The 25,999-nt window shown below is 60.1% G+C and carries 29 protein-coding genes, 1 tRNA gene and 1 riboswitch; of the genes, 10 read left to right on the top strand and 20 right to left on the bottom strand.

What is annotated here, in order from left to right; translation table 11 throughout:
• Positions 1–5: 5 nt before the first annotated feature.
• Genes rimO through J9789_RS10335 form a run of 3 tightly spaced genes read left to right on the top strand, consistent with a single transcriptional unit; the run spans position 6 to position 2,491 of the window.
• Entirely contained in the window at positions 6–1,325 is a 1,320-nt protein-coding gene (rimO, locus tag J9789_RS10345) for a 30S ribosomal protein S12 methylthiotransferase RimO (RefSeq protein ID WP_209345080.1), read from the top strand.
• A 6-nt stretch (positions 1,326–1,331) separates the two neighbouring features.
• A complete protein-coding gene (gene pgsA, locus J9789_RS10340; RefSeq protein WP_209345078.1) occupies positions 1,332–1,859 on the top strand; it encodes a CDP-diacylglycerol--glycerol-3-phosphate 3-phosphatidyltransferase in 528 nt (175 codons plus the stop codon).
• Positions 1,859–2,491 (top strand): DapH/DapD/GlmU-related protein, encoded by a 633-nt coding sequence (locus J9789_RS10335; RefSeq protein WP_209345076.1) that lies wholly within the window; start codon positions 1,859–1,861, stop codon positions 2,489–2,491. The genes pgsA and J9789_RS10335 overlap by 1 nt, the downstream gene beginning before the upstream one ends.
• Positions 2,492–2,545: 54 nt before the next feature.
• On the opposite strand, the gene J9789_RS10330 is transcribed toward J9789_RS10335, so the two are convergent.
• The 9 genes from J9789_RS10330 to J9789_RS10290 form a co-directional block, all read right to left on the bottom strand.
• A complete protein-coding gene (locus J9789_RS10330) occupies positions 2,546–2,986 on the bottom strand; it encodes a hypothetical protein (RefSeq protein WP_245185202.1) in 441 nt (146 codons plus the stop codon).
• 1 nt (position 2,987) lies between these two features.
• Positions 2,988–3,527: an FMN-binding protein gene (locus tag J9789_RS10325; RefSeq protein ID WP_209345074.1), complete on the bottom strand. Its 540-nt coding sequence runs from the start codon at positions 3,525–3,527 to the stop codon at positions 2,988–2,990.
• Positions 3,524–4,498: an RnfABCDGE type electron transport complex subunit D gene (locus J9789_RS10320; RefSeq protein ID WP_209345072.1), complete on the bottom strand. Its 975-nt coding sequence runs from the start codon at positions 4,496–4,498 to the stop codon at positions 3,524–3,526. The genes J9789_RS10325 and J9789_RS10320 overlap by 4 nt, the downstream gene beginning before the upstream one ends.
• On the bottom strand, positions 4,495–5,802 hold the full coding sequence (gene rsxC, locus J9789_RS10315; RefSeq protein ID WP_209345070.1) for an electron transport complex subunit RsxC: 1,308 nt from the start codon (positions 5,800–5,802) through the stop codon (positions 4,495–4,497). The genes J9789_RS10320 and rsxC overlap by 4 nt, the downstream gene beginning before the upstream one ends.
• Before the next feature lie 31 nt (positions 5,803–5,833).
• Complete coding sequence (locus tag J9789_RS10310; RefSeq protein WP_209345068.1) at positions 5,834–6,868, bottom strand: FAD:protein FMN transferase; 1,035 nt, start codon at positions 6,866–6,868, stop codon at positions 5,834–5,836.
• A gap of 118 nt (positions 6,869–6,986) precedes the next feature.
• On the bottom strand, positions 6,987–8,060 hold the full coding sequence (locus tag J9789_RS10305) for a hypothetical protein (RefSeq protein ID WP_209345067.1): 1,074 nt from the start codon (positions 8,058–8,060) through the stop codon (positions 6,987–6,989).
• A gap of 17 nt (positions 8,061–8,077) precedes the next feature.
• A complete protein-coding gene (locus J9789_RS10300) occupies positions 8,078–8,407 on the bottom strand; it encodes a DUF1622 domain-containing protein (protein ID WP_209345065.1) in 330 nt (109 codons plus the stop codon).
• Between the two features lie 55 nt (positions 8,408–8,462).
• A complete protein-coding gene (locus J9789_RS10295; RefSeq protein ID WP_209345063.1) occupies positions 8,463–8,945 on the bottom strand; it encodes a cytidylate kinase-like family protein in 483 nt (160 codons plus the stop codon).
• Positions 8,946–9,081: 136 nt separating this feature from the next.
• On the bottom strand, positions 9,082–10,758 hold the full coding sequence (locus J9789_RS10290) for a HAMP domain-containing sensor histidine kinase (RefSeq protein ID WP_209345061.1): 1,677 nt from the start codon (positions 10,756–10,758) through the stop codon (positions 9,082–9,084).
• Between the two features lie 169 nt (positions 10,759–10,927).
• Here J9789_RS10290 and J9789_RS10285 point away from each other — a divergent pair, with 169 nt between their 5' ends.
• Positions 10,928–11,614 carry a response regulator transcription factor gene (locus tag J9789_RS10285; protein ID WP_209345059.1) on the top strand — a complete coding sequence of 229 codons (687 nt, stop codon included), beginning with the start codon at positions 10,928–10,930 and terminating at the stop codon, positions 11,612–11,614.
• A gap of 141 nt (positions 11,615–11,755) precedes the next feature.
• On the opposite strand, the gene J9789_RS10280 is transcribed toward J9789_RS10285, so the two are convergent.
• A tRNA-Pro gene (locus tag J9789_RS10280) sits at positions 11,756–11,832 on the bottom strand.
• A 249-nt stretch (positions 11,833–12,081) separates the two neighbouring features.
• Between J9789_RS10280 and J9789_RS10275 the strand changes: the two genes are divergently transcribed.
• Entirely contained in the window at positions 12,082–12,660 is a 579-nt protein-coding gene (locus tag J9789_RS10275) for a sugar O-acetyltransferase (RefSeq protein ID WP_209345057.1), read from the top strand.
• Positions 12,660–13,202 carry a flavodoxin family protein gene (locus tag J9789_RS10270; protein WP_209345055.1) on the top strand — a complete coding sequence of 181 codons (543 nt, stop codon included), beginning with the start codon at positions 12,660–12,662 and terminating at the stop codon, positions 13,200–13,202. The genes J9789_RS10275 and J9789_RS10270 overlap by 1 nt, the downstream gene beginning before the upstream one ends.
• A 73-nt stretch (positions 13,203–13,275) precedes the next feature.
• On the opposite strand, the gene J9789_RS10265 is transcribed toward J9789_RS10270, so the two are convergent.
• From J9789_RS10265 to J9789_RS10220, 10 genes are all read right to left on the bottom strand, one after another.
• Positions 13,276–15,030 (bottom strand): NADH-dependent [FeFe] hydrogenase, group A6, encoded by a 1,755-nt coding sequence (locus tag J9789_RS10265; protein ID WP_209345054.1) that lies wholly within the window; start codon positions 15,028–15,030, stop codon positions 13,276–13,278.
• A 14-nt stretch (positions 15,031–15,044) separates the two neighbouring features.
• Positions 15,045–16,847 carry an NADH-quinone oxidoreductase subunit NuoF gene (locus tag J9789_RS10260; RefSeq protein WP_209345052.1) on the bottom strand — a complete coding sequence of 601 codons (1,803 nt, stop codon included), beginning with the start codon at positions 16,845–16,847 and terminating at the stop codon, positions 15,045–15,047.
• A gap of 15 nt (positions 16,848–16,862) precedes the next feature.
• The gene (locus tag J9789_RS10255) at positions 16,863–17,231 is read right to left on the bottom strand and encodes a (2Fe-2S) ferredoxin domain-containing protein (RefSeq protein WP_209345050.1); all 369 of its coding nucleotides are present in this window, start codon (positions 17,229–17,231) and stop codon (positions 16,863–16,865) included.
• The gene (locus J9789_RS10250; protein ID WP_209345049.1) at positions 17,228–17,785 is read right to left on the bottom strand and encodes an ATP-binding protein; all 558 of its coding nucleotides are present in this window, start codon (positions 17,783–17,785) and stop codon (positions 17,228–17,230) included. Before J9789_RS10250 ends, J9789_RS10255 begins: the two co-directional genes overlap by 4 nt.
• Before the next feature lie 31 nt (positions 17,786–17,816).
• Positions 17,817–18,311, bottom strand: a complete 495-nt coding sequence (nuoE, locus tag J9789_RS10245; protein WP_087187457.1) for an NADH-quinone oxidoreductase subunit NuoE — start codon at positions 18,309–18,311, stop codon at positions 17,817–17,819.
• A gap of 274 nt (positions 18,312–18,585) precedes the next feature.
• Positions 18,586–19,305: a PHP domain-containing protein gene (locus J9789_RS10240; RefSeq protein ID WP_209345047.1), complete on the bottom strand. Its 720-nt coding sequence runs from the start codon at positions 19,303–19,305 to the stop codon at positions 18,586–18,588.
• A 38-nt stretch (positions 19,306–19,343) separates the two neighbouring features.
• A complete protein-coding gene (locus J9789_RS10235; RefSeq protein WP_209345045.1) occupies positions 19,344–19,673 on the bottom strand; it encodes a DRTGG domain-containing protein in 330 nt (109 codons plus the stop codon).
• 74 nt (positions 19,674–19,747) lie between these two features.
• A complete protein-coding gene (locus J9789_RS10230) occupies positions 19,748–21,073 on the bottom strand; it encodes a [Fe-Fe] hydrogenase large subunit C-terminal domain-containing protein (RefSeq protein WP_209345043.1) in 1,326 nt (441 codons plus the stop codon).
• 35 nt (positions 21,074–21,108) lie between these two features.
• The gene (locus tag J9789_RS10225) at positions 21,109–21,534 is read right to left on the bottom strand and encodes an ATP-binding protein (protein WP_209345041.1); all 426 of its coding nucleotides are present in this window, start codon (positions 21,532–21,534) and stop codon (positions 21,109–21,111) included.
• Entirely contained in the window at positions 21,521–21,877 is a 357-nt protein-coding gene (locus tag J9789_RS10220; protein WP_209345039.1) for a DRTGG domain-containing protein, read from the bottom strand. Before J9789_RS10220 ends, J9789_RS10225 begins: the two co-directional genes overlap by 14 nt.
• A gap of 268 nt (positions 21,878–22,145) precedes the next feature.
• On the opposite strand from J9789_RS10220, the gene serC reads away from it, so the two are divergent.
• From serC to thiW, 4 genes are all read left to right on the top strand, one after another.
• Positions 22,146–23,231 (top strand): 3-phosphoserine/phosphohydroxythreonine transaminase, encoded by a 1,086-nt coding sequence (serC, locus tag J9789_RS10215; RefSeq protein ID WP_209345037.1) that lies wholly within the window; start codon positions 22,146–22,148, stop codon positions 23,229–23,231.
• Positions 23,232–23,248: 17 nt separating this feature from the next.
• Entirely contained in the window at positions 23,249–24,418 is a 1,170-nt protein-coding gene (locus J9789_RS10210; protein WP_209345035.1) for a phosphoglycerate dehydrogenase, read from the top strand.
• Positions 24,419–24,449: 31 nt separating this feature from the next.
• Positions 24,450–24,556: riboswitch (TPP riboswitch) on the top strand.
• Between the two features lie 112 nt (positions 24,557–24,668).
• Positions 24,669–25,487 carry a bifunctional hydroxymethylpyrimidine kinase/phosphomethylpyrimidine kinase gene (thiD, locus tag J9789_RS10205; RefSeq protein WP_209345033.1) on the top strand — a complete coding sequence of 273 codons (819 nt, stop codon included), beginning with the start codon at positions 24,669–24,671 and terminating at the stop codon, positions 25,485–25,487.
• Positions 25,484–25,996, top strand: a complete 513-nt coding sequence (gene thiW, locus J9789_RS10200; protein ID WP_209345031.1) for an energy coupling factor transporter S component ThiW — start codon at positions 25,484–25,486, stop codon at positions 25,994–25,996. Before thiD ends, thiW begins: the two co-directional genes overlap by 4 nt.
• Positions 25,997–25,999: the final 3 nt, after the last annotated feature.

Genomic DNA, 25,999 nt, shown 5'->3' with positions numbered 1-25,999 from the left:
GTCTTTTGAAGATTGCATTTGTTTCGCTTGGCTGTGCCAAGAACCTGGTAAATACCGAGCAGATGATGGCCCTGGTGAAAGCCGCCGGCCATACCGTTACCGGCGACCCCGAGGGGGCCGACGTAGCGGTGCTCAACACCTGCGGCTTTATCGATTCCGCCAAGAGCGAGGCCATCCAGAACATCCTGGAGCTGGCTGCCCTGAAAGAGCAGGGCAAGCTGGGCAAGCTGCTGGTGGCTGGCTGCCTGACCCAGCGCTACCGGGACGAGATCCTGGAGGAGCTGCCCGAGATCGACGGCATCTTGGGTACCGGCAGCTACACCGATATCGTGCCCGCCATCGACTCCGTCATGGAGGGGGACACCCCCACCTATTTCGGGGATATCGACCACACCATTGAGGACGGCGACCGGGTGGTGTCTACGCCCCCCTATACCGCCTTTCTGAAGATTGCCGAGGGCTGCGACAACCGGTGCGCCTACTGCGTCATTCCCTCCCTCCGGGGCCGGTACCGCAGCCGCACCATGGAGTCCCTGCTGGCCGAGGCCAAAAAGCTGGCGGACGACGAGGTACAGGAGCTCATCGTCATTGCCCAGGATATCACCCGGTACGGCACAGACCTGTACCACAAGCGGATGCTGCCCGAGCTGCTCACAGAGCTGTGCAAGCTGCCCTTCCACTGGGTGCGGCTCCACTACCTGTACCCCGATGAGCTGGATGACGCTCTCATCGATGTGATTGCCCGGGAGCACAAAATCCTCAAGTATATCGACATCCCTCTCCAGCATATCAATGACCGGATCCTGAAGGCCATGAACCGCCGCTCCACCAAGGCCGAGATCATCGCCCTGCTGAAGAAGCTACGGGACCGTCTGCCCGGCCTGGTGCTGCGTACCTCCCTCATCTGCGGCCTGCCTGGTGAGACCGAGGAGGAGTTCGAGGAGCTGTGCGACTTTCTGCGGGAGAGCGGCATTGAGCGGGCAGGTATCTTCCAGTTCTCCCCCGAGGAGGGCACTCCCGCCGCCGTTATGCCCGACCAGGTGGACCCGGATACCGCCAAGCGGCGGGTGGAGCTGCTGGTGGAGCTCCAGAGCCGGGTAATGGACGCCTGGAACGAGAGCCGTCTGGGGGAGACCCTGGAGGTGCTGTGCGAGGGCTTCGACCCAGATATGGGCTGCTATGCCGGCCGTTCCTACGCCGATTCCCCCGATGTGGACGGAAAGGTGTTCTTTACCGCCGCCGGCCTGGTGCCTGCGGGAACCTTTGTCAACGTGCGGATTACCGGCACCAGCGATGGTGATCTGACCGGGGAAATAGAGGAGTGACGTATTTTGAATACCGCCAATAAGCTGACTTTGCTTCGGGTGCTGCTCATCCCCGTCTTTCTGGTGGTGCTCTACCTCCAGTTCCCCTTCCACATGTACTACGCGCTGGCGATCTTCATTCTGGCCAGCGTCACCGACTTTGTAGACGGCTACATTGCCCGGCACTACAATCAGGTCACCGATTTCGGTAAGTTCATGGACCCGCTAGCCGACAAGATGCTGGTCATGGCCGCCCTGCTGTGGTTCGTGGAGATGAATCGCTTCCCCGCCTGGGCCCTGCTCATTGTGGTGGTGCGGGAGTTTGCCGTCACCGGCCTGCGGCTCATCGCCGTGGAGCGTGGGCGGGTCATTGCCGCCGCCTGGTCGGGCAAGATCAAGACGGCCTCCACCATGGTGTGCATCTGCTTTATGCTGGTGTTCCACAACCTGACTTTGGATGTGGTGTGCGTGGCCCTGATCCTGGCCACTACCATCTACTCCGGCATTGAGTATTTTGTGAAGAACAAAAACGTGATCGACTGGAGCAAGCTGTAATGCTGGATTTTACACAGACCCTGGATGAGGAGCAACCCCTGATCCACCCCACCTGTAAGGTGAAGAGCTGTACCTTCGGCCGCTATGTGGAGCTGGGGGACCACTGCGTGGTGGAGGAAACCCATGTGGGGGACTACACCTACCTGTTCGGCTCCAACGACGTGATCTATACCGAGATCGGCAAGTTCAACTCCATTGCCACCGGTGTGCGCATCAATCCGGTGCAGCACCCGGCCAAGACCCGGGCGGCCGCCCACCATTTTACCTACCGCTGTTCCCACTACGGCTTCGGCCCGGACGATGAGGGCCTGATCCAGTGGCGGCGGGATAACCACCATGTGGTCACCGGCAACGACGTGTGGATCGGCCACAACGCGGTGATCATGGCGGGCGTTACCCTGGGAAACGGCGCGGTAGTGGGGGCAGGCGCCGTGGTCACCCACGATGTGGCTCCCTATGAGATCGTGGGAGGCGTGCCCGCCCGCCACATCGGCTGGCGGTACGATGCCGATATCATCGTTGCCCTGGAGCGCATCCAGTGGTGGGACTGGAGCCATGAGATGCTGAAGGAGCGGCTGCGGGACTTCGACGACGTGACTTCCTTCTGCAAAAAATATGATCCTCAGCCCTGATAAAAAACAGGCGGACCGCATTGCGGTCCGCCTGTTTTTTGCTTGGGTTACGGTTTAGAGGAACAGACTGCTGCATCCCTGAACGGCCAGAAAGAGGATTCCGGCGGAGAGCAGGGGAGCGATCTTGCTTGCCGTGCCGGAGGCCAGACGATCACAGATGGCCGTAAACAGGAAGGTCAGCACCAGGAACGCGGCGCAGCCCACCAGGGCAAACCGGAGCAGCGCCTGGCCGGTCAGCAGCCCGGCGGCCAGCGGCAGCAGGGCGAAGGTCACAACACTCAACACCAGTACCGCCAGCCAGTTGCGCTCCTCCGTCCGGGGCCCGGAATAGCGCTCCAGGACCAGGGCCACCAGGGAAATCGCGCTGATGAGCATCAGGTCCAGCGGTGGCAGGATAGCGGCGGGGGCAAAGGCCTGTTCGGCCAGATAGCCCAGGAATACCAGGCCTGCCACCACAGCCAGGAAGGTATTCAGACGATAGGTATTTTTCATCATATCAACCTCCCCATTCGGTAGCGCTGGAGCTGATGTCCGCACCGGTCACAAAGGCGCTGGCCGAGGTGACCGCCTTGGCGACCGCCTTCGAGGTGACTGTGGCGCCGGTGAGGGCGTCCACGTTTTCACCCACGGTAAAGGTGGTGCCGTTCCAGAGGAACTGGGACAGGAAGGATACATCGGAGAGGGCCTTCATGCCCAGCCCATAGGTCTCCTGCATGTCCCGCACCACCAGGCCGGAAATGGTGCCGTCGGTGTTGACGCCCACCAGCATGGTGATGTCACCGGCATATCCGGCGGTGACCGTCTCGATCACATAGCCGTTCTCCGCCTTGTAGACTGCGGAGATGGCCTCGTCCTCACCGGTGTATTCCTCCTGAACGAAGGACTCCGCACCGGGCAGAAGGGTGGTGAGGATGGATTGCAGTTCCTTCGCCTCGTTTTCCCGGGCAATGGGGGACAGCACAGTGGCGCCCAGGAACAAAACCAGTGCGGCCACAAGAAGGGCAGCTACAGGCTGGATCAGCTGTTTGACTTTCACTGCACGCCACCTCCTTTCACAATGCCAAAGCGCTTGGGCGGTGTGATCCGGTCCAGGGTCCAAGCACAGGCGTTCATCAACAGAATGGCATAGGTGACCCCTTCCGGGAAGAGGCCGTAATAGCGGAAGCATACGGTGAGCACACCGCATCCCAGTCCGTAGATCAGCTGACCCTTGGGGGTCACAGGAGAGGTGGCGTAGTCGGTGGCCATGAAGAAGGCGCCCAGCAGCACGCCGCCGCCCATCAGGCTGTAGAGCATCCACAGGACGGGGTCCTGGCCCTTGGAGAAGATCAGGGTAAGCACCGCCACAGAGCCCAGATAGGCTACGGGGATGCGCCAGGAGATCACCTTACGGAGCATCAGATATCCGCCGCCCAGGAGCAGGGCCAGAGCGGACACCTCGCCGATGCAGCCGCCCATATTGCCCAGGAACACATCCAGCAGGGACTCGGTGGGGAGGGCGGGCATCTGCATGTGGTGCAGGGGGGTGGCGGAGGACACGATATCCACCGAGAGCGCCAGGGGGTCCAGGGATGTGCCCGGAGCCGCGTAGCGCACCATCCAGCTGGGCCAGAGCAGGACCAGGAAGGCACGGGCAGCCAGGGCCGGGTTGAAGATGTTCTGTCCCAGGCCGCCGATGAGGCCCTTGACCACCACGATGGCAAAGACACCGCCCACAGCGGCCAGCCAGTAGGGGGCGGAGGCAGGCAGGGTCAGGGCAAGCAGGACGCCGGTCACCGCTGCGGAGAGATCCGGCAGGGTGTTGCTCTGCCGGGTGACCATGCGGTAGAGCCACTCGGACAGCAGACAGGACAGCACGGTGACCGCGGTAAGTACCAGGGCTCTCAGCCCGAAGAACCACACACCCGCAATGAGTGCGGGGAGCAGCGCCACCAGCACCGCGCCCATCAGACGGCTGGTGCGTGCACCGCTGTGAATGTGCGGAGAGGATGTCACAAGCAGATTCATGCTTTCTTTGCCTCCTTCAGCTGCTGTTTGCCTGCGCGGAAGCGCTCCACCAGGGGGAGCTGCGCCGGGCAGGCGTAGCTGCAGCTCCCGCACTCGATGCAGTCCGTCAGATGCAGCTTGTTCAGTTCCTTCCAGTTTCCGGCCTGCTCAAAGCGATACAGGTACAGGGGCTGCAGGTGCATGGGGCAGACGGAGACGCACTTGGCACAGCGGATACAGGTAGGAGTTTTGGCCTGGGGGCCCGTGTCCTTCAGACACAGGATGGCGTTGGTACCCTTCAGCACCGGCACAGACAGGTCCTTTTGGGCCTGACCCATCATGGGGCCGCCGGACAGCACCTTGCGGGTCTGGTCAGCCATGCCGCCGGCAGCGTCAATGGCGTGCTGGAAGGTGGTGCCGATGCGGAAGATCATGTTCTTGGGGGCCTTTGCGCCATCGCCGGTGACCGTCACGATACGGCGGGTGACCGGCTTTCCTTCGTATACCGCCTGATAGACCGCGGCGGCGGTGGCGGCGTTAAACACGGCGCAGCCCACGGCGGCGGGCAGCTTTCCCGGGGGAACCTGGCGGTCGGTCACCGCCTGGATCAGCTGCTTCTCCGCGCCCTGGGGATAGCGGGTGGGAAGCACCTGCAGCTGGATGGAGCTGTCCTTGGGCAGGGCGTCCCGCAGAATGCGGATGGCCTCCTGCTTATTGTCCTCGATGGCGATCACCGTGTGCTTGGGCGTAAGGGTATGGATCAGGGTTTCCGTTCCGCGGATCACCTGCTCGGGATAGGTGCAGATGAGGGTATCGTCGGCGGTGATGTACGGCTCGCACTCGCAGGCGTTGATGATGACATAGTCCACCTGACCAAGGGCGGAGAAGGCCTTCACGTCTGTGGGGAAGGCGGCGCCGCCCATGCCCACGATGCCCGCGTCCCGGATGATGCGGAGGATCTCCTCGCCGGAGAGCTCCTGGTGGGTCAGGTGGGGCTTTAAGGTATCGTCCGGCGTGTCCGTGTAGTCATTTTCAATGACCACCGACAGCACTTCGCTGCCGCCGGGATGGGGGCGGGGCTCCACGGCCACCACTTTACCGGAGACAGATGCATGGATGGGGGCGCAGATTCCTTCACCGTCGCCGATCTTCTGCCCCAGCTTGACCTCGTCGCCCACCTGGACAACAGGGGTGCAGGCCGCGCCGATGTGCTGGACCATGGGCAGGACTACCTGCGCCGGCAGGGGTGCGGGAACGGGGGCTGCGCCCCGGGAGAGAGCCTTGTGTCCCTCTGGGTGGACACCGCCCCAAAACAGTTTTCTCATTCTTTACACCTCGATCATATGAGCACTCTGATTATACTCGGATATACGCCTGAAACCCGGGGCTGTACAGGACGGTCCCGTCCCGGCATACCCACATGGCCTCTGCCTGGAACGCGTCCAGCAGGGCCTGTCCCTCCTCCTGGCGGAGGGTAAAGAGAGCGGTGGAAAGGGCGTCCGCCACGCCGGAGTCCGGACACAGAATGGTGACCGAGCGCCAGTAGTTGGCCGGGTACCGGGTGTCCGGATCAATGATGTGGTGGTATGGGACGCCGTCCACGGTATAATACCGCTGATAATCTCCGCTGGTGACCACGGAGAGATCTTTGACATAGATGGTATGGAGATATTGCTCTGCATTGTCCGGGTCCTGAATTCCCACCACCCACGGCTGGCCGTTTTCCGGCTTCGGGCCGGTGGGACAGACATTTCCGCCTACGCTGATGAGCAGCCCGGAGGGGGCGCTGCGGCACACCTGTGCCACCGCGTAGCCTTTGGCGATGGCGCCTACATCTAGTTTGACCTGAGGATCGGACAGAAAGACCGTGCCCTTTTCCTGGTCGATCTGGATGCTGTCAATGTTCATGTGGGCCGCCGCCTGCTCCAGGGCGTTGCTATCGGGCAGCGCCGCCTGCTCGGGATCGGCAATGCCGTCTTCCCGGGCGTCATGCCACAGGCTGAGTACACTGCCCATGGCGATGTTGACCTTGCCTTGGTTTTTGGCGTACAGGTCCTTGCTGAACAGCAGCAGGTCAATGATCCTCTGATCCACCTCCACCGGGTGTTCCCAGGCGTGGTCGTTGATGGTCTTGATGTTGTTGATGCCATCGTACTCGTTATAGATGTCATAGAGCTGGTGATACTCCAGCAGCTCGTCGTGGATGGCCTGGGCGGTGCCGGTAAAGGCGTCCTCCGTCTCGGCGTACCCCACAATGGTGGTGACCGTGTCAAACAGCGTGAGGAAGGTGGCCTCATAGCGCTGCAAGGACGTATCGCCCGATTGGGAGGGGGCTGCTGTGCACCCGCAGAGCAGGGCCAGCAGAAGGATCAAAGTGGCCGTTCGCTTCATAGAACCTCTACTTTCCAAATAACAGGCATTCAAATGGTTGGGAGCCGCCATAGACGGCCGCTCCCAACCATGGATGGGGAGGACGGACGCTGAGTTTCAGCGTACCGCAGGGAAAAACTCAGGAGGCAGCCTTTGCGATGAGGGACTGGAGCTCTCCGATGGCGATGGTGACAGAGGCGGCCAGATCGGCGTCGGCAGCAGCGCCTTTTTCGGTCACAGCGATGCCGGCCACCTGATCCAGGGTCTTGCCGGTGATATATGCACAGAAGGCGGCTACCTGCTCGTTCCACTCCTTGCCGATGGGGCTGATCTTGCCCATGCCGTAGTTGTCGCCCAGCTCGTTCTTGGTGGGCTGCGCGGCGGTCAGGTCGGTGGTGATGACGCCGGCGGTGTCAAAGTTCACCTTGGCCTGGACAGCGTCGATGTAGCAGCTGGTGATGACGTCGCCGTTCATGGTGACGGCGGCCACGGTAGCGGAGGTCTGGATCTGGCCGGCCTCCTCCTGGGTGGCGTCCTTGCTGTCGGCCACGTTGGTGGAGGTGGTCAGGACCAGACGGTCCCCCTGCTTGGCACCCAGGTGTGTGGCGTTGGAAGCGGCCTGCTCAATGGCGTCCAGATAGCCGGCGATGGAGACGGTGACGGAGGCGGCCAGGTCGGCGTCGGCGGCCTTGCCCTGCTCGGTGACGGCGATGCCCTTGATCTCCTCCACAGTCTTGCCCTTTACGTAGTCGGCCAGAGCCTGGGCCTGCTCGTTCCACTCCTTGCCGATGGAGCTGACCTTGCCCATACCGTAGTTGCTGCCCAGCTCATTTTTGGAGGCTATCGGGGCGGTCAGGTCGGCGGTGACCTTTCCGGCGGCGTCAAAGGTGGCCTTTGCCTGGATGGAGTCGATCACGCAGGAGTCGATGACCCCTTCGTCGGTAACGGTGACCGCTACCAGATCAATGTTGGCCTGGCTATATCCGTCCTCGCCGTCGGCAGCACTCTTGCTGTCGGACAGGCTGGTGCCCATATAGAGACCGGTCTTGACCGCGGTATCCGAGGAGCCCTGGGGATTTTCCAGTACCGGCTCGGTGGCGGCGGGAGTGGATTCCTCGGGCTGAGGGACGGCGACCACTGCGGTGCTGCCGCAGGCGGACAATAGGCCCATGGTCAGCGTACCTGACAGGATCAGTGCAAGCAGTTTCTTCATTGGTGATACCTCCTGAATTATGATTCGGTGTGATGTATCTGCTTCATTTCAAAATGAATGAGAAATGATAACAGCGCCCGCAAAAGGATGACCGCGCCCAGCACCATCAGCTCATTGAGCTCGTGGACCAGGACTGTTTTCAAAATCTCCGCGGCCATTTTGAATTCCAGACTGATGGCCAGACCGTTGGCCAGGGCAAACTTGACGTCTGTCTCCGATTTTGTGAAGAGGCCCTTCAGGTAATGCACAAAGGCGCGTGCTGCTGAGACGGCCACCACAAAGATTCCCATCAGCTCCAGAATAGCAATGATGGTGGGTAATGTGGCTTCAATGAATTTCTCCAGCATAAGTTACCTCCATGGCAGATGGAAAGGGCGGCAAGGCCGCCCTTTTGCTGTTCTTTTATGGCCCCCTGCGCTTGCGCATCACATTGAGGGCAACAAATTGCCCCAGCAGCTCCACCGTTCCGGTTGTGCCCAGAAGGCCGCTGTTTACCGTCAGGTCATACCGGTCCAGGTTGGCCCATTTTTCCCCGGTATAGAAGCCGTACAGCCGGGCCCGCTCCCGGTCCTGATAGAGTGCCTCCCGCTGGGCCTGGTCCCGGGAGAGGTGATTTTCTTCCATGATCCGCTGGAGGCGGTGCTCCATGTCGCAGTGGATGAAAATGCGCATGAGCCCTTCCTGTCCGGCCAGCACATGATCGGCACAGAAGCCCACCATGACGCAGGGCCCCTGCTGGGCCAGCCGGAGGATCTCCTCCTGCCAGTTCTCTCTGGTGTGGGGCAGGGCGTCCACATTGTAGTATGGGATGTCCAGATGCTTCGCCAGCCGCCGGCCGATCTCCCGTCCGCCGCTGCCGTACTTCCGTGCAATCGTTATAATCATCTGCGTGCTCCATTTCACGGGGAAAATTGCTTTGTCAAAATTATAACAATCTCTCCTTAATACGAAATTACTCCTCCCTTAATATTTATTAAGAAAGAAGGATGGGTGCTTTCCCCTGGAAAGCATCCATCCTTGGTTAGGATATGCAGTTGTCGTCGGTTCCATCCTCCTCGGTGGGGAGGGGCAGACGAACGATGAACGTGGTACCATGCCCCACTTCGCTGTGAACAGACACGGTGCCCTGATGTTCCTTCACTACCTGCTGTACGATGGCTAGGCCCAGGCCGGTCCCTTTTCCGCGCTCCTTGGTAGTAAAGAAGGGTTCAAAAATGCTCTCCAGCAGCTCAGGAGCGATGCCCGGGCCGGTGTCGGCCACGTGGAAGCAGATGGCATCCTCCTCCTGCTGGGTGGTGACGGTCAGGGTGCCGCCGTTGGCCTCCATAGCCTGATAAGCATTCAGGACCAGATTGAGCAGCATCTGTGACAGCTGGATCTCATTGCCGTGTACCCAGAGATGTCGGCACTGGAGCTTGCTGTCCACCCGTACTTTGGGCGGCTTGGCCGGCGCGGCGATCTCCAGAACACGCAGTACCAGATCGTCCGGGGAGACGTACTGGAAGGTGAGAGGGGTATTTTTGCGGGAGAGGTCCGAGAGGCGGGAGATGATGGTCTTTGCCTTTCTGGATGCCTCATAGATCTCCAGCACATTGTCGTAGGTCTCCTCCGCGTCCGGCGGAAGCTTCTCCAGAACCAGAATGGAATAGCCCATGATGGGTGTCAGCAGGTTGTTGAATTCATGGGCGATGCTGGAGGTCAGGGCCCCGATGATCTCCAGCCGCTGATGGTGAGCCAGAGCCTGAGACTTCTTGGTGACCTCTTCCAGAGCGAGGTTGCGTTCCCTGAGGAGAAGTACTTCCTGCTGGGCTCTGGCGCTGCGCCGGGCCATCAGCAGGAGGGTGCCTGCCAGCAGCAGGATACCCACCACGATCATGCTGCTGTAGGCAGTCAGCCGGATGGTGGACATGTGGATGGGATGCTTGATAGTCTCATAGTTTAAAGAGGCCCCAACCGAGAAAACGCCGTTGTTTCCAGAGGCGGGAATGGCCACCATGCGGGCCGTATATCCTTTGGTTCCTTCCGTGGCTTTGGCCTTATAAAAGAGAGACACCTGATCCTCGCTGCTCTGGCAGCTGAGCAGCGCATCCAGCTCGTCTGGGTTGACAGTTTCTCCTTGGCTATCCTCCACCAGAACCGCCTGAATCCCCTCCTCGGTCTGGTAGAGCAGGGCCCGCCCGCCGGCATCCAGAAGTAGGATGCGGTCCTGGGTCCCGGCAATGAGGTTTCCCGCCACAGCCTGATAGAAAGCCGTCAGCTCCACCAGCACCGCATATTGCAGGTCATCTTGGATGGTTTTCACAAAGGAGAGATAGATGTTCCCGGAGCCGTCCACGCAGGGCCTGATGGAGACCGAGCCGTCCAGACCTGCGTCGGGAGGGAAGGTGTAGTCGGTCTTTCCTCTGGAGGAATAGAGGATGGTCCCGCCGTCCATACAGAGCATGTCGTAGGTCAGGGGATGATCCGCCAGGATGCTCTCCTCCATCTGCTGGATGAGCCTGGAGTCCTCTCCCTTTTCCCGGAATTCCACTTCCGCCTCGGTCAGGCCATCCCGCCGCAGCGTGTGTTCCAGATCCCGTGAAAACTGCTGAAGGTAGCTGGTGATGCTGCGGTCCACCGAGCGGGCCAGGCCTAAAAGCTGCCGGTCCTCATTTTCAATGATGATCGCTTCGTACTGCCGGAAAACACGAAATACCATAAAAATACCGGCAAATATGAGAACAAGGGTCAGCAGTACAACGAGCAAAAATTTGCGATCCTGCTTGACTGCGCGCTTCAATCAAATTCCCCCCTTGCCAAATTGCGTATCTGTCTTATATACTGGATATCATACTGGAAGAAACAAGCCGTGTAAAGGGGGATGCACAGTGGCTGATCTTGTGCTCATCGTTGATGATGACAAAGCCGTGCTTACCATGCTGTATAAGGTGATCAGCAGCAACGGCATTCAGGCGGATACCGCAGACTCCGGCGAACAGTGCCTTGAAATGCTGACCAAGAAAAAATACGATCTCATCCTGCTGGATATCAACCTGTCCGGAATGGACGGCTTCCAGGTGATCCAGCAGATCCGGCGAAACGGCAGCAAGGTCCCCATTATCATTGTCAGCGGACGGAAAGAGGATTATGATACCCTCTATGGCCTGGATATCGGCGCGGATGATTATATCACCAAGCCTCTGAACCCTGTTACCCTGGCGGCCAAGGTGAAGGCGCTGATCCGCCGCAGCCGGGGCAATCTGCCCGGAGCGGATCAGGTCATTACAGCCGGCCCCTTTCAGTACAATACCAGCACACTGCGTTTCTATAAAAATGGGGAGGAGATCATCCTCTCCTCTAAGGAAAACGCCATTATCAAGCTCTTTATGGACAACGTCAATCATATCTTTTCCAAGGATATGATTTACGATTTGGTGTGGGGTTCTGCTATCATTGATGAGAATGCCATCATGGTCTACATCAACCGCATCCGTGCAAAGATCGAGGAAAACCCATCCAAGCCGCAGTATATCCAGACCGTGCGCGGCCTGGGTTATCGGTTTGTGATCCCGTAAACGACTGGGCGAAATGGGATATGTATCTATGGAATATGGAGCATTTATTATCCGGCTGTGGTGCATATTCCTCCGTTGATAAAAATAAATAAAGACGATAAAAATCCGCAATCCATTGCCACACAATGGATTGCGGATTTTTGGTCCGAGTGGCGGGATTTGAACCCACGGCCTCTTGGACCCGAACCAAGCGCGATACCAAGCTTCGCCACACCCGGATATAAAATTGGACCAGCGCTCTGCAGATCATATATCCACAGGGAGCGCTATTGGATATTATAGTGATTTTAGGGTTGATTGTCAAGGCAAAATCAAAACAAAGTGGGCGTCCGGAAAGACGAGGGCTTTTTGCCAAAACTCGTTTATTATAGCTCCTGAGCATAGTGATATATTCTTTATAAGTATTTGTTATTGTAAATGTGCAGTGTTACAATTGGAGTACAAATCACTGTCAACAGGAGCGAAAAATGGAACTGAAGGACTATTTAAACTATCTCAACAGCGGAAAACCGGTGGAGGGCGGCGGCGAGGTCCACCAGTTTATGCACACCGTCAGCCAGGAAGCCCTGAAGATCACCGCCGAGATCAACAGCGGCTACCACGAACCGGCGGAGCTGCGGGCCTTGTTTTCCAAGCTGATTGGCAAGCCGGTGGATGAGAGCTTTGCTTTCTTCACGCCCTTTTACACCGACTGTGGAAAAAACATCACCATTGGTAAGAACGTGTTTCTCAATATGGGGTGCAAATTTCAAGACCAAGGCGGCATCTTCATTGACGATGGGGCCCTGATCGGACATAATGTGGTACTGGCCACACTGAACCATGCCATGGATCCGGAGGATCGGGCCACCATGATCCCTGCGCCCATCCATATTGGAAAACGGGTGTGGATCGGCGCTAATGCCACCGTTCTCCCCGGTGTGACCATCGGGGACGGCGCTATTGTGGCCGCCGGTGCGGTGGTGACCAAAGACGTTCCGGAAAACACGGTGGTGGGCGGCGTTCCCGCCCGTGTGATGCGGAAAATCGGTAGGGAGGAAGCATAATGAGCAAGAAGGTATTGGTGATCTCAACCAGCCCCCGAAAGGGTGGAAACTCCGAGCAGCTGGCGGATGCCTGCATCCGGGGTGCCCAAGAGGCTGGAAATCAGGTGGAGAAGATCACCCTGTATGACAAGACCATCGGATTTTGTAAGGGATGCCTGGCCTGCATAAACACCCAGCGCTGCGTGATCCGTGATGACGCGGACACCATTGTGCAGAAGATGCTGACCGCTGACGTGATTGTCTTTGCCACGCCCATCTATTACTATGGCATGTGCGGCCAGATGAAGACTCTGCTGGACCGGGCCAACCCCCTCTATTCCGCCGATTACAGCTTCCGGGACATCTACATGCTGGCTGCGGCCGCGGAGGAAGAAGAGAGCACCGTGGACGGGGCAGTCACCGGACTAGAGGGCTGGATCGTCTGCTTTGAGAAGGCGCGGCTGGCCGGAACGGTCTTTGCCGGAGGTGTGACCTCCGTGGGGGAGGTCGAGGGGCATCCCGCCCTGAAGCAGGCCTATGAGCTGGGTGCTTCTATTGAGTAAAACATAGATGATATAAGAAACCGCCCGCCGCAGTATGTTCTGCGGCGGGCGGTTTTTGTGTTTAGGAATCTGCTCACACCCGATAGCGCTTCTGCTTAATGTAAGAGCAGTGGAGCAGGGAGTGGGCCAGGGGGCTGCCCGGCTCGCCCAGATAGCTGTGATAGACGATCTGGACCAGGGGGTTCTTATGGCTGCGGCGGTACTCCATGTTCTCGTCCTGCTTGTACAGGGCGGCGGCACGGAGGGCCTTGATGTCGGTGAAGTTGCGCACGTCGGCGTGCTGAATAGGCTGGCCGCCGCCGTTGATGCAGCCGCCGGGGCAGGCCATGAACTCCACAAAGTCATACTGGAGGGAGCCGTCCTTGATGCCGTCCAGCACCAGCTTGACGTTGTGGAGGCCGGAGGCCACGCACATACGGACGGTACGGCCGGGCAGCTCGTAGCTGGCCTCCTTGACGCCCTGCATACCACGGACTTCGTGGTACTCCAGGGGAGCCATGCCGTCGCCGGTCAGCTGCTCCACCACCGTACGGAGGGCGGCTTCCATCACGCCGCCGGAGGCGCCGAAGATGGCGGCAGCGCCGGTGGAGATGCCCAGCATCTCATCAAACTGGCCGTCAGGCAGGTGATCGAAGAGCATGCCGGCCTGGGTGATCATGCGGCCAAGCTCACGGGTGGTGAGGGAGACGTCCACGGGCATGCAGCCGTTGGGCAGCCGCTGCTCCTCCCGGCGCACTTCGTACTTCTTGGCGGTACAGGGCATGATGGACACCACGAAGATGTCGTGAGGATCGATTCCCATCTGCTCGGCGTAGTAGGTCTTGACCAGAGCGCCGAACATCTGCTGGGGGGAGCGGCAGGTGGACACGTTGCGGATCATCTCGGGGGCGTGCTGCTCCATGTAGCGGATCCAGCCAGGGGAGCAGGAGGTGATGAGGGGCAGAGTTCCGTTGCTCTGCAGCCGGTGGAGAAACTCGGTGCCCTCCTCCATGATGGTGAAGTCGGCAGCGGTGTCCACGTCAAATACCTTATCAAAGCCCAGGCGGCGCAGGGCGGTGACCATCTTGCCCTCCACGTTGGTGCCGATGGGCAGGCCGAAGCACTCGCCCAGGGTGACACGGATAGAGGGAGCCGGACCCACCACCACGTGCTTGGTGGGATCGGCCAGGGCGGCCAGCACCTGAGCGGTGTCATCCTTCTCAGACAGAGCGCCGGTGGGGCAGGCCACGATACACTGGCCGCAGGAGACGCAGTCCACTTCGTTTAGGTCCCGGTCGAAGGCGCAGCCGATGTGGGTGGCAAAGCCGCGGTCATTGGGGCCGATGACGCCCACCTCTTGGGTGGCCCGGCACACGGCGGTGCAGCGGCGGCACAGGACGCACTTGGAGTTGTCCCGCACCAGGTGGGGGGCGGAGTCCTCGATCTGGGGATACATGTTGTCGCTGGCGTAGCGCACCGCGTCAATGCCCAGGTCACTGGCCAGCTGGCGCAGCTCGCACTGGCTGTTGCGGGGGCAGGTGAGGCAGTCCATCCGGTGGTTGGACAGGATGAGCTCCAGGGTGAGCTGGCGGGACTTGCGGACCCGCTCCGTATTGGTGTACACCTCCATGCCCTCGGCCACGGGGTAGACGCAGGAGGCTACCAGGCTCTTGGCGCCCTTGACCTCCACCACGCAGATGCGGCAGGCGCCGATCTCGTTCACGTCCTTCAGGAAGCAAAGCGAGGGGATGTTGAAGCCCGCGGAACGGGCGGCTTCCAGCACCGTGGTCCCGGCGGGAACGGTGACGGGAATATCGTTGATGCGCAGAGATACCATCTTTTCGTCCATGTCCGTTCCCTCCCTTACTGCTTGCTGATGGCGCCAAAGCGGCAGTGATCCATACAGGCGCCGCACTTGATGCACTTGGACTGGTTGATGATATGGGGGGCCCGCACCGCGCCGGAAATGGCGCCGGTGGGACAGCCCTGGGCGCAGCGGGTACAGCCCTTACACTTGGCGGGATCCACCACGTACTGGATCAGGGCCTTACACACGCCGGCGGGACAGCGCTTCTCATAGATGTGGGCCTCGTACTCCTCACGGAAGTGCTTCAGGGTGGAGAGCACCGGGTTGGGGGCGGTCTGGCCCAGGCCGCACAGGGCGGACTGCTTGATGTGGTTGCACAGCTCCTCGATGGTGTCCAGATCCTCTGGATCGCCGTTGCCCTCGGTGATCTTGGTCAGCAGGCCCAGCAGACGCTTGGTGCCGATCCGGCAGGGGGCGCACTTGCCGCAGGACTCGTCCACAATGAACTCCAGGTAGAACTTGGCGATGTCTACCATGCAGTTGTCCTCGTCCATGATGATGAGGCCGCCGGAACCCATCATGGAGCCGATGGAAGCCAGGGACTCATAGTCGATGGGGGTGTCGATGAGGGAGGCGGGAATACAGCCGCCGGAGGGGCCGCCGGTCTGGGCGGCCTTGAACTTCTTGCCGCCGGGCACGCCGCCGCCGATGTCTTCCACCACCGTGCGCAGGGTGGTGCCCATGGGGACCTCCACCAGGCCGGTGTTGGTGATCTTGCCGCCCAGAGCAAAGACCTTGGTGCCCTTGCTCTTCTCGGTGCCGATGGCGGCGAATGCCTCCGCGCCGTGGTTGAAGATCCAGGTGATGTTGGCGTAGGTCTCCACGTTGTTCAGCAGGGTGGGCCGGTCAAACAGACCCTTCACAGCGGGGAAGGGGGGACGGGTCTTGGGCTCGCCCCGGTGTCCCTCGATGGAGCGCATGAGGGCAGTCTCCTCGCCGCAGACGAAGGCACCGGCGCCCAGCCGCAGCTCCAGATCAAAATCGAAGCCGGACTCAAAGATGTTCTTGCCCAGCAGACCATACTCCTTGGCCTGGCTGATGGCGGTCTCCAGTCGCTTGACGGCGATGGGGTACTCGGCACGGACGTAGATGTAGCCCTGGTGAGCGCCCACAGCGTAACCGGCGATGGTCATGGCCTCGATGATGGTGTGGGGATCGCCCTCCAGCACAGAGCGGTCCATGAAGGCGCCGGGGTCGCCCTCGTCGGCGTTACAGCAGACGAACTTAACGCCGTCGGGGCTCACCGCGTCATGGGTGAACTGCCACTTCAGGCCGGTGGGGAAGCCGGCACCGCCGCGGCCCCGGAGGCCGGAGGCCAGCACGGTGTCGATGACCTTCTGGGGCGGGATCTGCTCGGTGAGGATCTTGCCAAGGGCGGCGTAGCCGTCCACGCCGATGTATTCGTCGATGCTCTCGGGGTTGATGACGCCGCAGTTGCGCAGGGCGATGCGCTGCTGGTGCTTGTAGAACGGGGTGTCGGTGAGAGAGGTGACCGCGCCCTCCTCGCCGGTGTTCTTGTTGAGCAGGCGCTTGACGATGCGGCCCTTGACGATGTGCTCGGAGACGATCTCCTCCACGTCGTCCACGGTGACGTGGGTGTAGCAGGCACCCTCGGGATAGATGGTGACAATGGGACCCAGCGCGCACAGGCCGAAGCAGCCGGTACGTACCACCTTGGCCTCCTTGTCCATGCCCTGAGCCACCAGCTGCTTCTCAAACTCCTCAATGACCTTCTGGCTGTTGGAGGAGGAACAGCCGGTGCCGGTGCAGACCAGAATGTGGGAACGGATAAAACTCATCTTGTTTCCCTCCCTTTATTCCGCCGCGCCGATGGTGTACTCTTCCACCACCCGGCCGTTGACCAGATGCTCACTGACGATGGAGGCAACCTTGTCGGGGGTCATCTTCACATAGGTGACCTTCTCCTGACCGGGCACATAGACCTCTACAATGGGCTCCAGACGGCACACGCCGATGCAACCGGTCTGGGACACCGTGACGTTCTTCAGATCACGCTTGTTGACTTCTTCCAGCAGGGCGTTGAGGACCGGGCGGGCGCCGGCGGCGATGCCGCAAGTGGCCATGCCTACCACCACACGGATGCGGTCGTCCCCGGCATCCCGGAGATCGATCTGGCTGCGCATCCGGTCCCGGATGGCCTGCAGTTCTGCAAGAGTTTTCATGCTTTCATCCCCTTATGTTCTCGTAACAGCGTTTCTTGTTCCTGTAAATACTCCCGGAGCCAGAGAATGATCTCCGGTTCTGCCAGGGAGATCTCGGGTCCCAGCTGGGCCCGGATTTCTTCTGTGGTCAGTTGGAAAGAGGCCCCGTCCACGGTGCAGGTATAGTGCAGCTCCAGCTGAGGGGCCCCCTGCAGCAGGAGGGTGATGGTACCGGCCATGTCGCCCACCGGGGGACAGTCGATGTGGCCGGCACAGAAGCGGGCGGTGACGGTGGTGCCCACCCCTTCGGTGCTCTCAATGGTCAGGCTGCCGCCGGTCTGCTCCACTGCCATGCGCAGCAGCGGGATACCCAGACCCATCTTCCGGGTGGTGCGGGTGGTGGTGAAGGGATCGCTGACCCGGGCCAGCAGTTCAGGGCTCATTCCCTTCCCGTTGTCCGCGATGGTAAAGACGATGGTTTCTGCCGTCTCCGACAGGGCGATCTCCAGCACCGAGGCGTTGGCGGTGATGGAGTTCTGAACGATGTCTAAAACATAGAGCGCGATCTCTTTCACATTCCTTCACCTCTTAACGGGCTGCCGGAAATTATTTATACATATCCAGAATGGGACCCACCTGGTCGGGGGTAAGGCGGCCGTAGACGTCGTTGTTGATCATCATGACCGGGGCCAGGCCGCAGGCGCCCACGCAGCGGCAGGAGTCCAGCGAGAACTTGCCGTCGGCGGTGATGGAGCCGGGGACGATGCCCAGCTTCTGCTCCACCGCGTTCAGAATGGCGGCGGCGCCCTTGACGTAGCAGGCGGTGCCCAGACAGACCGAGATCTGGTACTTACCCTTGGGGTTCAGGGTGAACTGGGCATAAAAAGAGGCCACCCCGTACACCTCGGACAGAGGGATCTCCAGACCTTCCGCCACAATGATCTGCACTTCTTCCGGCAGATAACCAAAAATCTCTTGGGCGGCTTGGAGAACAGGCATGGTAGCGCCTGGCTGTCCTTTGTGCTCGGCGATGACCTTCCGCAGGCGTTCTTCCTGCTCAGGGGTCCCACGGTAGGGAACCACAGTCTTGCAGTTTGGCATGGATGCGTCCTTCCTTTCTGGAACGATTAGTTTAGTTTCACTTTCTTAAGGCACTATTATAGTCAAAAAAGAAGATTTGTAAAGACTTTCCATTGTTAAAAATATAAAACTATATAGTTTAAATTGAAGTATTGCACAAAGTGGGCGGGTGTAAAAAAGACCCTGTTGACACATCAGTGCTTTTTCGCGGAATGGGAAAAGACGGATGGAACCAACAGGGAGGGTAGTTACTTTGTGGAAAGTATAGCACATCTAACTTTGTTTGTAAAGAAAGTTATCCCATGGAGGGGTGGCAGGCCAGGTGCCGGATGACCTCCTGAGGGGTACATTCCGGCAGATCCAGGGTGCGCTCTGCGCCCCAGACCTGGTCCAGATAGTGGGCGTCTGAGCAGGTCAGCAGCTTCAGTCCGGCCAGATCGGGCCGATGGGCGAACTCCGGCGGACAGCGGTGGGACAGCTCGGCGGCGGTAAAGCCCAGGTCGGGGTCCCACAGGCCCAGTACCCCCAGCAGGGAGAAGGAGGGGCGGTCGATGTGGGCGGGGAAGGCCGCCCCACCCCAGCGGGTGACCAGCTGGGGCACCTGGGCCAGAGGAATGTCCGTGGAGCCCGCCAGGAAGGCGGTCTCCTCGCCCAGAATCCCGTCGCCGTCGTCCATCCGCAGCTGCCGGCCGAAGCGTTCCGGGTTGTTTGGGATAGGGGGAAGGTGGCGGGCAATTTCCCGGGAAAAGTCCTCGGCGTTTTCCGGATCGGCAAAGAGACAGACCACATGGATCTCCTCCTGGGTACACAGCTCCATGCCGGACAAGGCAATCAGGCCGTTGGCCTGAGCCGCTCGGCAGAAGGCGGCGCAGTTGCCGCAGGTGTTGTGGTCGGTGAGGGCCACGATCTGGAGCCCGGCCAGGGCGCACATGGCGGCCAGATTGGCGGGGGTCATCTCGTCGCTGCCACAGGGCGATAAACAGGAGTGAAGGTGAAGATCATAGTAAAACTGCAAGGAGACAACCCCCTTTCCTCAAAAATTGTTTGATAAACTCAGGCCAGCACCTTTCCCAGCTGGCAGGCGGCGGAGAAGGTATCTGAACCAATCCCCAGCAGATTGACCTCCTTGTCCTGAGCGCGGCGGAGCAGGTCGGCGTCCGGCTGGACGCCCTCGGTGAGGATCACGCAGGATACGTCCGCCATCAGGGCTACGGCGGCCACATTCTGATTGGACATGATGGTGAGCCAGGCGCAGTCCTGCCCGGCCCGGCCCATGACCCAGCTCAGCAGGTCGCCTACGTAGCAGCCGGAGATGGGCCGTTCCGGCTGGGCCAGGTGAAAGACCGTCAGATCCATGGCTGAAATCAATTCTTGTACCGTCATTGTTGTCTCCTCCTCAGCAGATTGAAACAAAGGGCGCGTCACAGACTTTGAGTTCTGCAACGCGCCCAACAGGCTTACTTTTTGACGGGATCGCTCTGACAGCGGCGGAAGGGGGGCGGCAGATAGTCGTCGGCCTCTTCCTTGCCGGCCATGGAGCGCATACGCTCCCGCACTTTGAAGATGCAGTCGTCCACCGAAGCCCGGCCCAGTATCACATCCTCCGCAAAGGCGTGACAGGAGGGGGCGCCGCAGGAGCCGCAGTGGAGCCCGGGCAGATGGGATTCCAGCTCCTGAATGCGCAGCTGCTTGTTCAGCGCGGCCCCCAAGTCCTGGTCCAGCACAAAGGTGGGTAAGTACTGTAGTTCCTTATCCCGGCGTACCACATCCCGGGCCTCGCCCTGAAGCTGGAAGCGGTTGCGGGAAACCGGCTGCCCCTTCATCAGGCTCTTCAGCCGCATCTTGGCGGCGTATGGATTTTCCACGGTGAAGCAGCCGCCCACGCACCCCTGGGTGCAGGCGGAGAGCTCCAGGAAATCCGCCTCCGGAAGGCGGCCGTCTTCGATCTCCTCCAGCATGCGGATGACGTTGTTGATGCCGTCCACCGAGACGCAGCGGTTGCCCAGACGGGCAGCGCTCTCGCCACCGCAGGAGGCCCACCCCATACCGATAATACCGGCGGAGGACATGGGCTCCACATTTTCCAGGTGCTTCATGGGACTGAGCAGCCGCAGATAGATGTCCCGGATGGCAAAGGCACCGTCCAGCACGGTGTGGTTCAGTCCCTCGGACTCCCGGGCAGCCGTCACCTTGGAGGAGCAGGGGACAATGGCAAAGACGCCGATCTTCTCCGGAGGCAGGCCGGTTTCCTCCATCGCCTCCCGGCGGGCCAGAATGGCCGCCAGTTCCATGGGCAGGATGGTGCATGCCACGTGGCCCATCAGCTTGGGAAAACGCATGCGGATAAGCCGGAGCACGGTGGGACAGGAGGACGAGATCTGCGGGGTGACCTCAGGGGGGCCCGAGCAGATACACTGCCGCTCAAAGTCAGAGAGCATTTCGGCGGCCTTGGCCACCTCAAAAACCTTATGGAAGCCGATCTCCAAAAGCGCGTTGAGGATGATGTCGATGTTGTCCAGATTGTGGAACTGGCCGTAGAGGGCCGGTTCCGGCAGGGCAACGCAGTACTCATACCGGGTCAGCACGTCCAGCCCGTCGCCCACCGACTTGATGGCCTTGTGGGGGCAGATGCGGATACATTCGCCGCAGTCGATGCATCGGTCGGGCAGAATGGTGGCCTTGCGGCCCCGGACGCGGATGGCCTCAGTGGGACAGCACTTGATGCAGGAGGTACAGCCCCGGCAGCGCCGGCTGTCCAGTACCACGGAATGCCTCATAGCCATGGGACTTTCCTACCTCCCTTCGCCAGAGACAGGGCTCATTGGGGAACCTTGATCTTGACCGTAACGGTAGTGCCCTTGCCCACCTCGGTGTCGATGGTCATTTCGTCGGAGTAGCGCTTCATGTTGGGCAGACCCATACCGGCGCCGAAGCCCAGTTCACGGGCGGTGGAACCGGCGGTGGAGTAGCCCTCCTGCATGGCCTGCTCCACATCGGGGATGCCGGGGCCGGTGTCGATCATGCGGATGACGATCTGATCGGCCTCAACCTCCACCTCGGCCTGACCGCCGTCGGCGTGGATGACCATGTTGATCTCGCCTTCATACATACAGATGGAGGCTCTGCGGATCACGTCCTGGGGCAGACCCAACTTTTTCAGGGTCAGCTTCATTTTGCTGGAGGCTTCACCGGCTTCAATGAGGTCGCCGCCCTCCACAGGGTACACAAGTCTAATCGTTTCCATCGCAATTCCCTCGCAATCCATTGTAATAAAGCAGACCACAGGCCTCATACATACGCTTGGGGCAGGTCATGACCACGATATCCCGCTCCTCAGCCAGGTTCAGGATATCTTGTCCGGGTACTTTGCCCCGGACAAAGACGATGCATTTCATCTCCACCATGTCTGCCGTGCGCACCACCTGGGGATTGACCAATCCGGTGAGCAGCAGGGCCTGATTTTTGACAAAGGCCAGCACGTCACTCATGAAGTCGCTGCCGCAGGCGGACATGACCTCACGGTCCAGGTGCTCCTCCCCCCACAGTACTGTGGCGTTCAGAATCTTCTTGATGTCGGAAAGCAGCATTGCCTTCTCCCCTTCCGTGGGAAAACTAAACTCTCAGTTTATGGGCATTGTACCACAAAACAGGCTGAAGTGCAAAGGGTTCCTTGAAACATTCACAAACTTTTTCTGACCGACCAGTCGGTTTTGGTCATTACACGCTATTGACATTTTGGGTGGTTCATGGCTATAATGTGCTTTATTAAGATAAAGCATTTAAGCGCTACAGTGCGCGTAAAGTGCTTTATCCTGAGGGTTTATTTTAAAATTGGAATCAAGGAGGCCATCTATCATGGGTAACGAGCGAGTGTACAATTTCTCCGCGGGCCCGTCCATGCTGCCGCTGGAAGTACTGGAGCGCGCCGGATCTGAAATCACCAACTATCAGGGTTCCGGTATGTCAGTCATGGAGATGAGTCACCGATCTAAGGTATTCCAGAAGATTTTTGACGATACCCAGGCCAAGTTCCGCAAGCTGATGAACGTGCCTGAGGGATATAAGATCCTGTTCCTGCAGGGCGGCGCCTCCACCCAGTTCTCCATGGCGCCCCTGAACCTGATCGGCAAGACCGGCAAGGCCGACTATGCCGTCACCGGCAACTTCTCCAACATTGCATATAAGGAGGCCAAGAAGTACGGCGAGATCAATCTGGCCGCCTCCTCTGCCGATAAGAACCACACCTACATCCCCACCCAGGACCAGCTGAAGCTGGATCCTGAGGCCAGCTACTTCTATTACTGCGCCAACAATACCATTTACGGCACCGAGTGGCAGTATGTCCCCGAGACCAACGGGGTGCCCATCGTGTGCGATATGTCCTCGGACATCCTGTCCCGTCCGGTGGACGTGAGCAAGTACGGCATCATTTTTGCCGGCGCCCAGAAGAACATGGCGCCCGCCGGTCTGACCGTGGTCATCATCAAGGAGGAGCTGGCCGGCAACGAGCTGCCCTACACCCCCCTCATGATGAACTACAAGACCATGATCGACAAGGATTCCATGTACAACACCCCGCCCTGCTGGTGCATCTACATGCTGGGCCTGGTGCTGGACTGGCTGGAGTCCAAGGGCGGCATCCCCGGCATGGAGGCCATCAAGCACGCCAAGGCCCAGATGCTGTATGGTGTCATTGACAACTCCAAGCTGTTTACCTGCGCCGTGGAGCCCGGCTCCCGTTCCGACATGAACGTGGTGTTCCGTACCGGCAACGACGAGCTGGACGCCAAGTTTGTGAAGGAGAGCGTGGAGGCCGGCTTCACCAACCTGAAGGGCCACCGCTCCGTGGGCGGTATGCGCGCTTCCATCTACAACGCCATGCCCACCGAGGGTGTGGAGAAGCTGTGCGACTTCATCAAGGCCTTTGACAAGAACAACTGACAGGAGGCAATATTGACATGTTTCGTATTAAAACATTGAATAAAATTTCCCCCGCCGGCCTGTCCGTGCTGGATCAGACCCGTTTCTCCGTCAGCGAGGATGTGGAGAACGAGGACGGTATCCTGGTCCGCTCCGCCGACATGCACGAGTATCAGTTCCCCGACTCCCTGCGGGCCATTGCCCGGGCGGGTGCCGGTACCAATAACATCCCCATCGACCGCTGCTCCGAGGCAGGCATCGTGGTCTTCAACACCCCCGGCGCCAACGCCAATGCGGTGAAGGAGCTGGCCCTGTGCGCCCTGCTGCTGGCCTCCCGTAAGATAACTGCTGGTGCTGAGTGGGTCAAGGCCCAGGCGGGCGCCGGTGCCGACGTGGAGAAGGTGGTAGAGAAGGGTAAGAGCCAGTTTGTGGGTCCCGAGATCGCCGGTAAGACCTTGGGCGTCATCGGCCTGGGCGCCATCGGTGTGCAGGTGGCCAATATCGCCACCAAGCTGGGCATGACCGTGTATGGCTACGATCCCTTCCTGTCCGTGGATGCCGCTCTGTCCCTGTCCCGCATGGTCCACCGGGCCATGGATCTGGAGACCATTTATAAAAACTGCGATTACATCACCCTCCATGTGCCCCAGACCCCCGAGACCCGGGGCATGATCAACGAGGATGCCATCCACATGATGAAGGGCGGCGTGCGCATCCTCAACCTAGCTCGCGGCGGCCTGGTCAACGACGACGATATGCTGGCGGCTCTGGATACCGGCAAGGTGGCCGCCTATGTCACCGACTTCCCCAACAACAAGATCCTTCAGGGCAAGAATGTCATTGCCATCCCCCATCTGGGCGCCTCCACTCCCGAGAGCGAGGAGAACTGCGCCGTCATGGCCGCCCAGGAGCTGAAGGACTACCTGGAGAACGGCAACATCAAGAACTCCGTCAACCTGCCCACCCTGGTGCAGGAGTGGAGCGGTGTGGCCCGTCTGTGCATCATCCACCGGAACGTCCCCGGCGCCATCGCCAATATCACTGGTCTGCTGTCCAAGGACGGGGTCAACGTGGAGAACATGACCAACAAGTCCAAGAAGGACTACGCCTACACCGTGGTGGACGTGGGCAGCCGCATCAGCGAGGCGGTGGCCGACGAGATCCGCGGCCTGGACGGTGTGTTCCGGGTGCGGGTGCTCAATCATTAAGGATTGACAATCCCGTCGAATGGGAATAAAATGAAGCGTGCAAGGGAGCTCCCGCGAGGGGGCTGAGAGGAGGGGCCAGTCCCTCGACCTTACCTGATTTGGGTAATGCCAACGTAGGGACGCAGCACCATTTCCGTGCGGAGTCTCCTCCGGACGGAGGAGTATCTTTGACGTACAGAGAAGCGGCAGGTCCCGTTGGGACCTGCCGCTTTTTGCGTGCCTACCCACCAAGAGAAAGAAGGAACAGAACATGAAATGTGTATTGACCATCGCCGGCAGTGACTCTAGCGGCGGCGCCGGGATCCAGGCGGACCTGAAGACCATGACCTGTCTGGGCGTGTACGGCATGAGCGCCATCACCGCGCTCACCGCCCAGAACACCACCGGCGTCCGGGACGTGCTGGAGGCCACCCCGGAGTTTGTAGGGGAGCAGCTGGACTGCATCTTTGAGGATATCCGGCCCCAGGCCGTCAAGATCGGCATGGTGTCCTCCGCCCCTATCATCAAGGTCATCGGCGCCAAGCTGCGGCAGTACGGAGCTGAGAATATCGTGGTGGACCCGGTGATGGTGTCCACCAGCGGCTCCGCCCTCATGCAGGACAGTGCCCTCACCGCCCTGATGGAGGAACTCTTCCCCCTGGCCGCCATCATCACCCCCAACATTCCGGAGGCCCAGCGGTTGTGCGGCTTTGCCATTGAGACCGAGGACGACATGCTGCGGGCCGCCGAGACCATCGGCAAGACCATGCAGGGTGCCGTGCTGGTAAAGGGCGGACACCGGACCGACAACGCCGACGACCTGCTGTGGCAGAATGGTCAGGCTCACTGGTTCCATGCCCCCCGGGTGGACAACCCTAACAACCACGGCTCCGGCTGCACCCTGTCCTCCGCCATCGCCTCCTTCCTGGCCCTGGGTGAGGATCTGCCCGGCGCGGTGGTCAAGGCCAAGGGCTATATTACCGCCGCCATGGAGGCCAAGCTGGATCTGGGCCAGGGCAGCGGCCCCCTGTGGCACAACTACGCCGTCCCGGCGGGCGGCGGTTTCTGCCAGGGGAGGGAAGAGGCATGAAACAGCAGACCGCAGTGAAAAAGCTGGCCATCGCCAGCCTGCTCACCGCCGTGGCGGTGGTGGGCAGTCTCTTCTCCTTTCCCATCCTGGGTTCCCGGTGCTCCCCGGTGCAGCACATGGTGAATATCCTGTGCGCTGTCTTCCTGGGTCCCTGGTACGGCGTGGCCTGCGCCTTTGCCGCCAGCCTGCTGCGCAACCTGCTAGGCCTGGGTACCCTGCTGGCCTTCCCCGGCAGTATGGTTGGAGCCCTGCTGTGCGGCCTGACCTATTGGGGCACTCGCAATCTGGGGGCCACCTGTGTGGGTGAGGTCTTTGGTACCGGTATCCTGGGCGGCCTGGCCGCCTGGCCCATCGCTACCCTGATCCTGGGTCAGACCGCGGCGGTGTACGCCTACATGGGTCCCTTCCTGGTCTCCACCATCGGCGGCTCTATCATTGCCGGTGTGGTGCTCTTTGCCCTGAAGCGCTCCGGCGGCCTGGATGTGATGCAGACCGTGGTCAGGCGGTGAGGG

Source organism: Flavonifractor sp. AGMB03687 (assembly GCF_017811815.1).
Taxonomy (GTDB): Bacteria; Bacillota; Clostridia; order Oscillospirales; family Oscillospiraceae; genus Flavonifractor.
The sequence above is the reverse complement of the archived record's forward strand: the minus strand, read 5'-3'. Positions and strand labels throughout refer to the sequence as shown.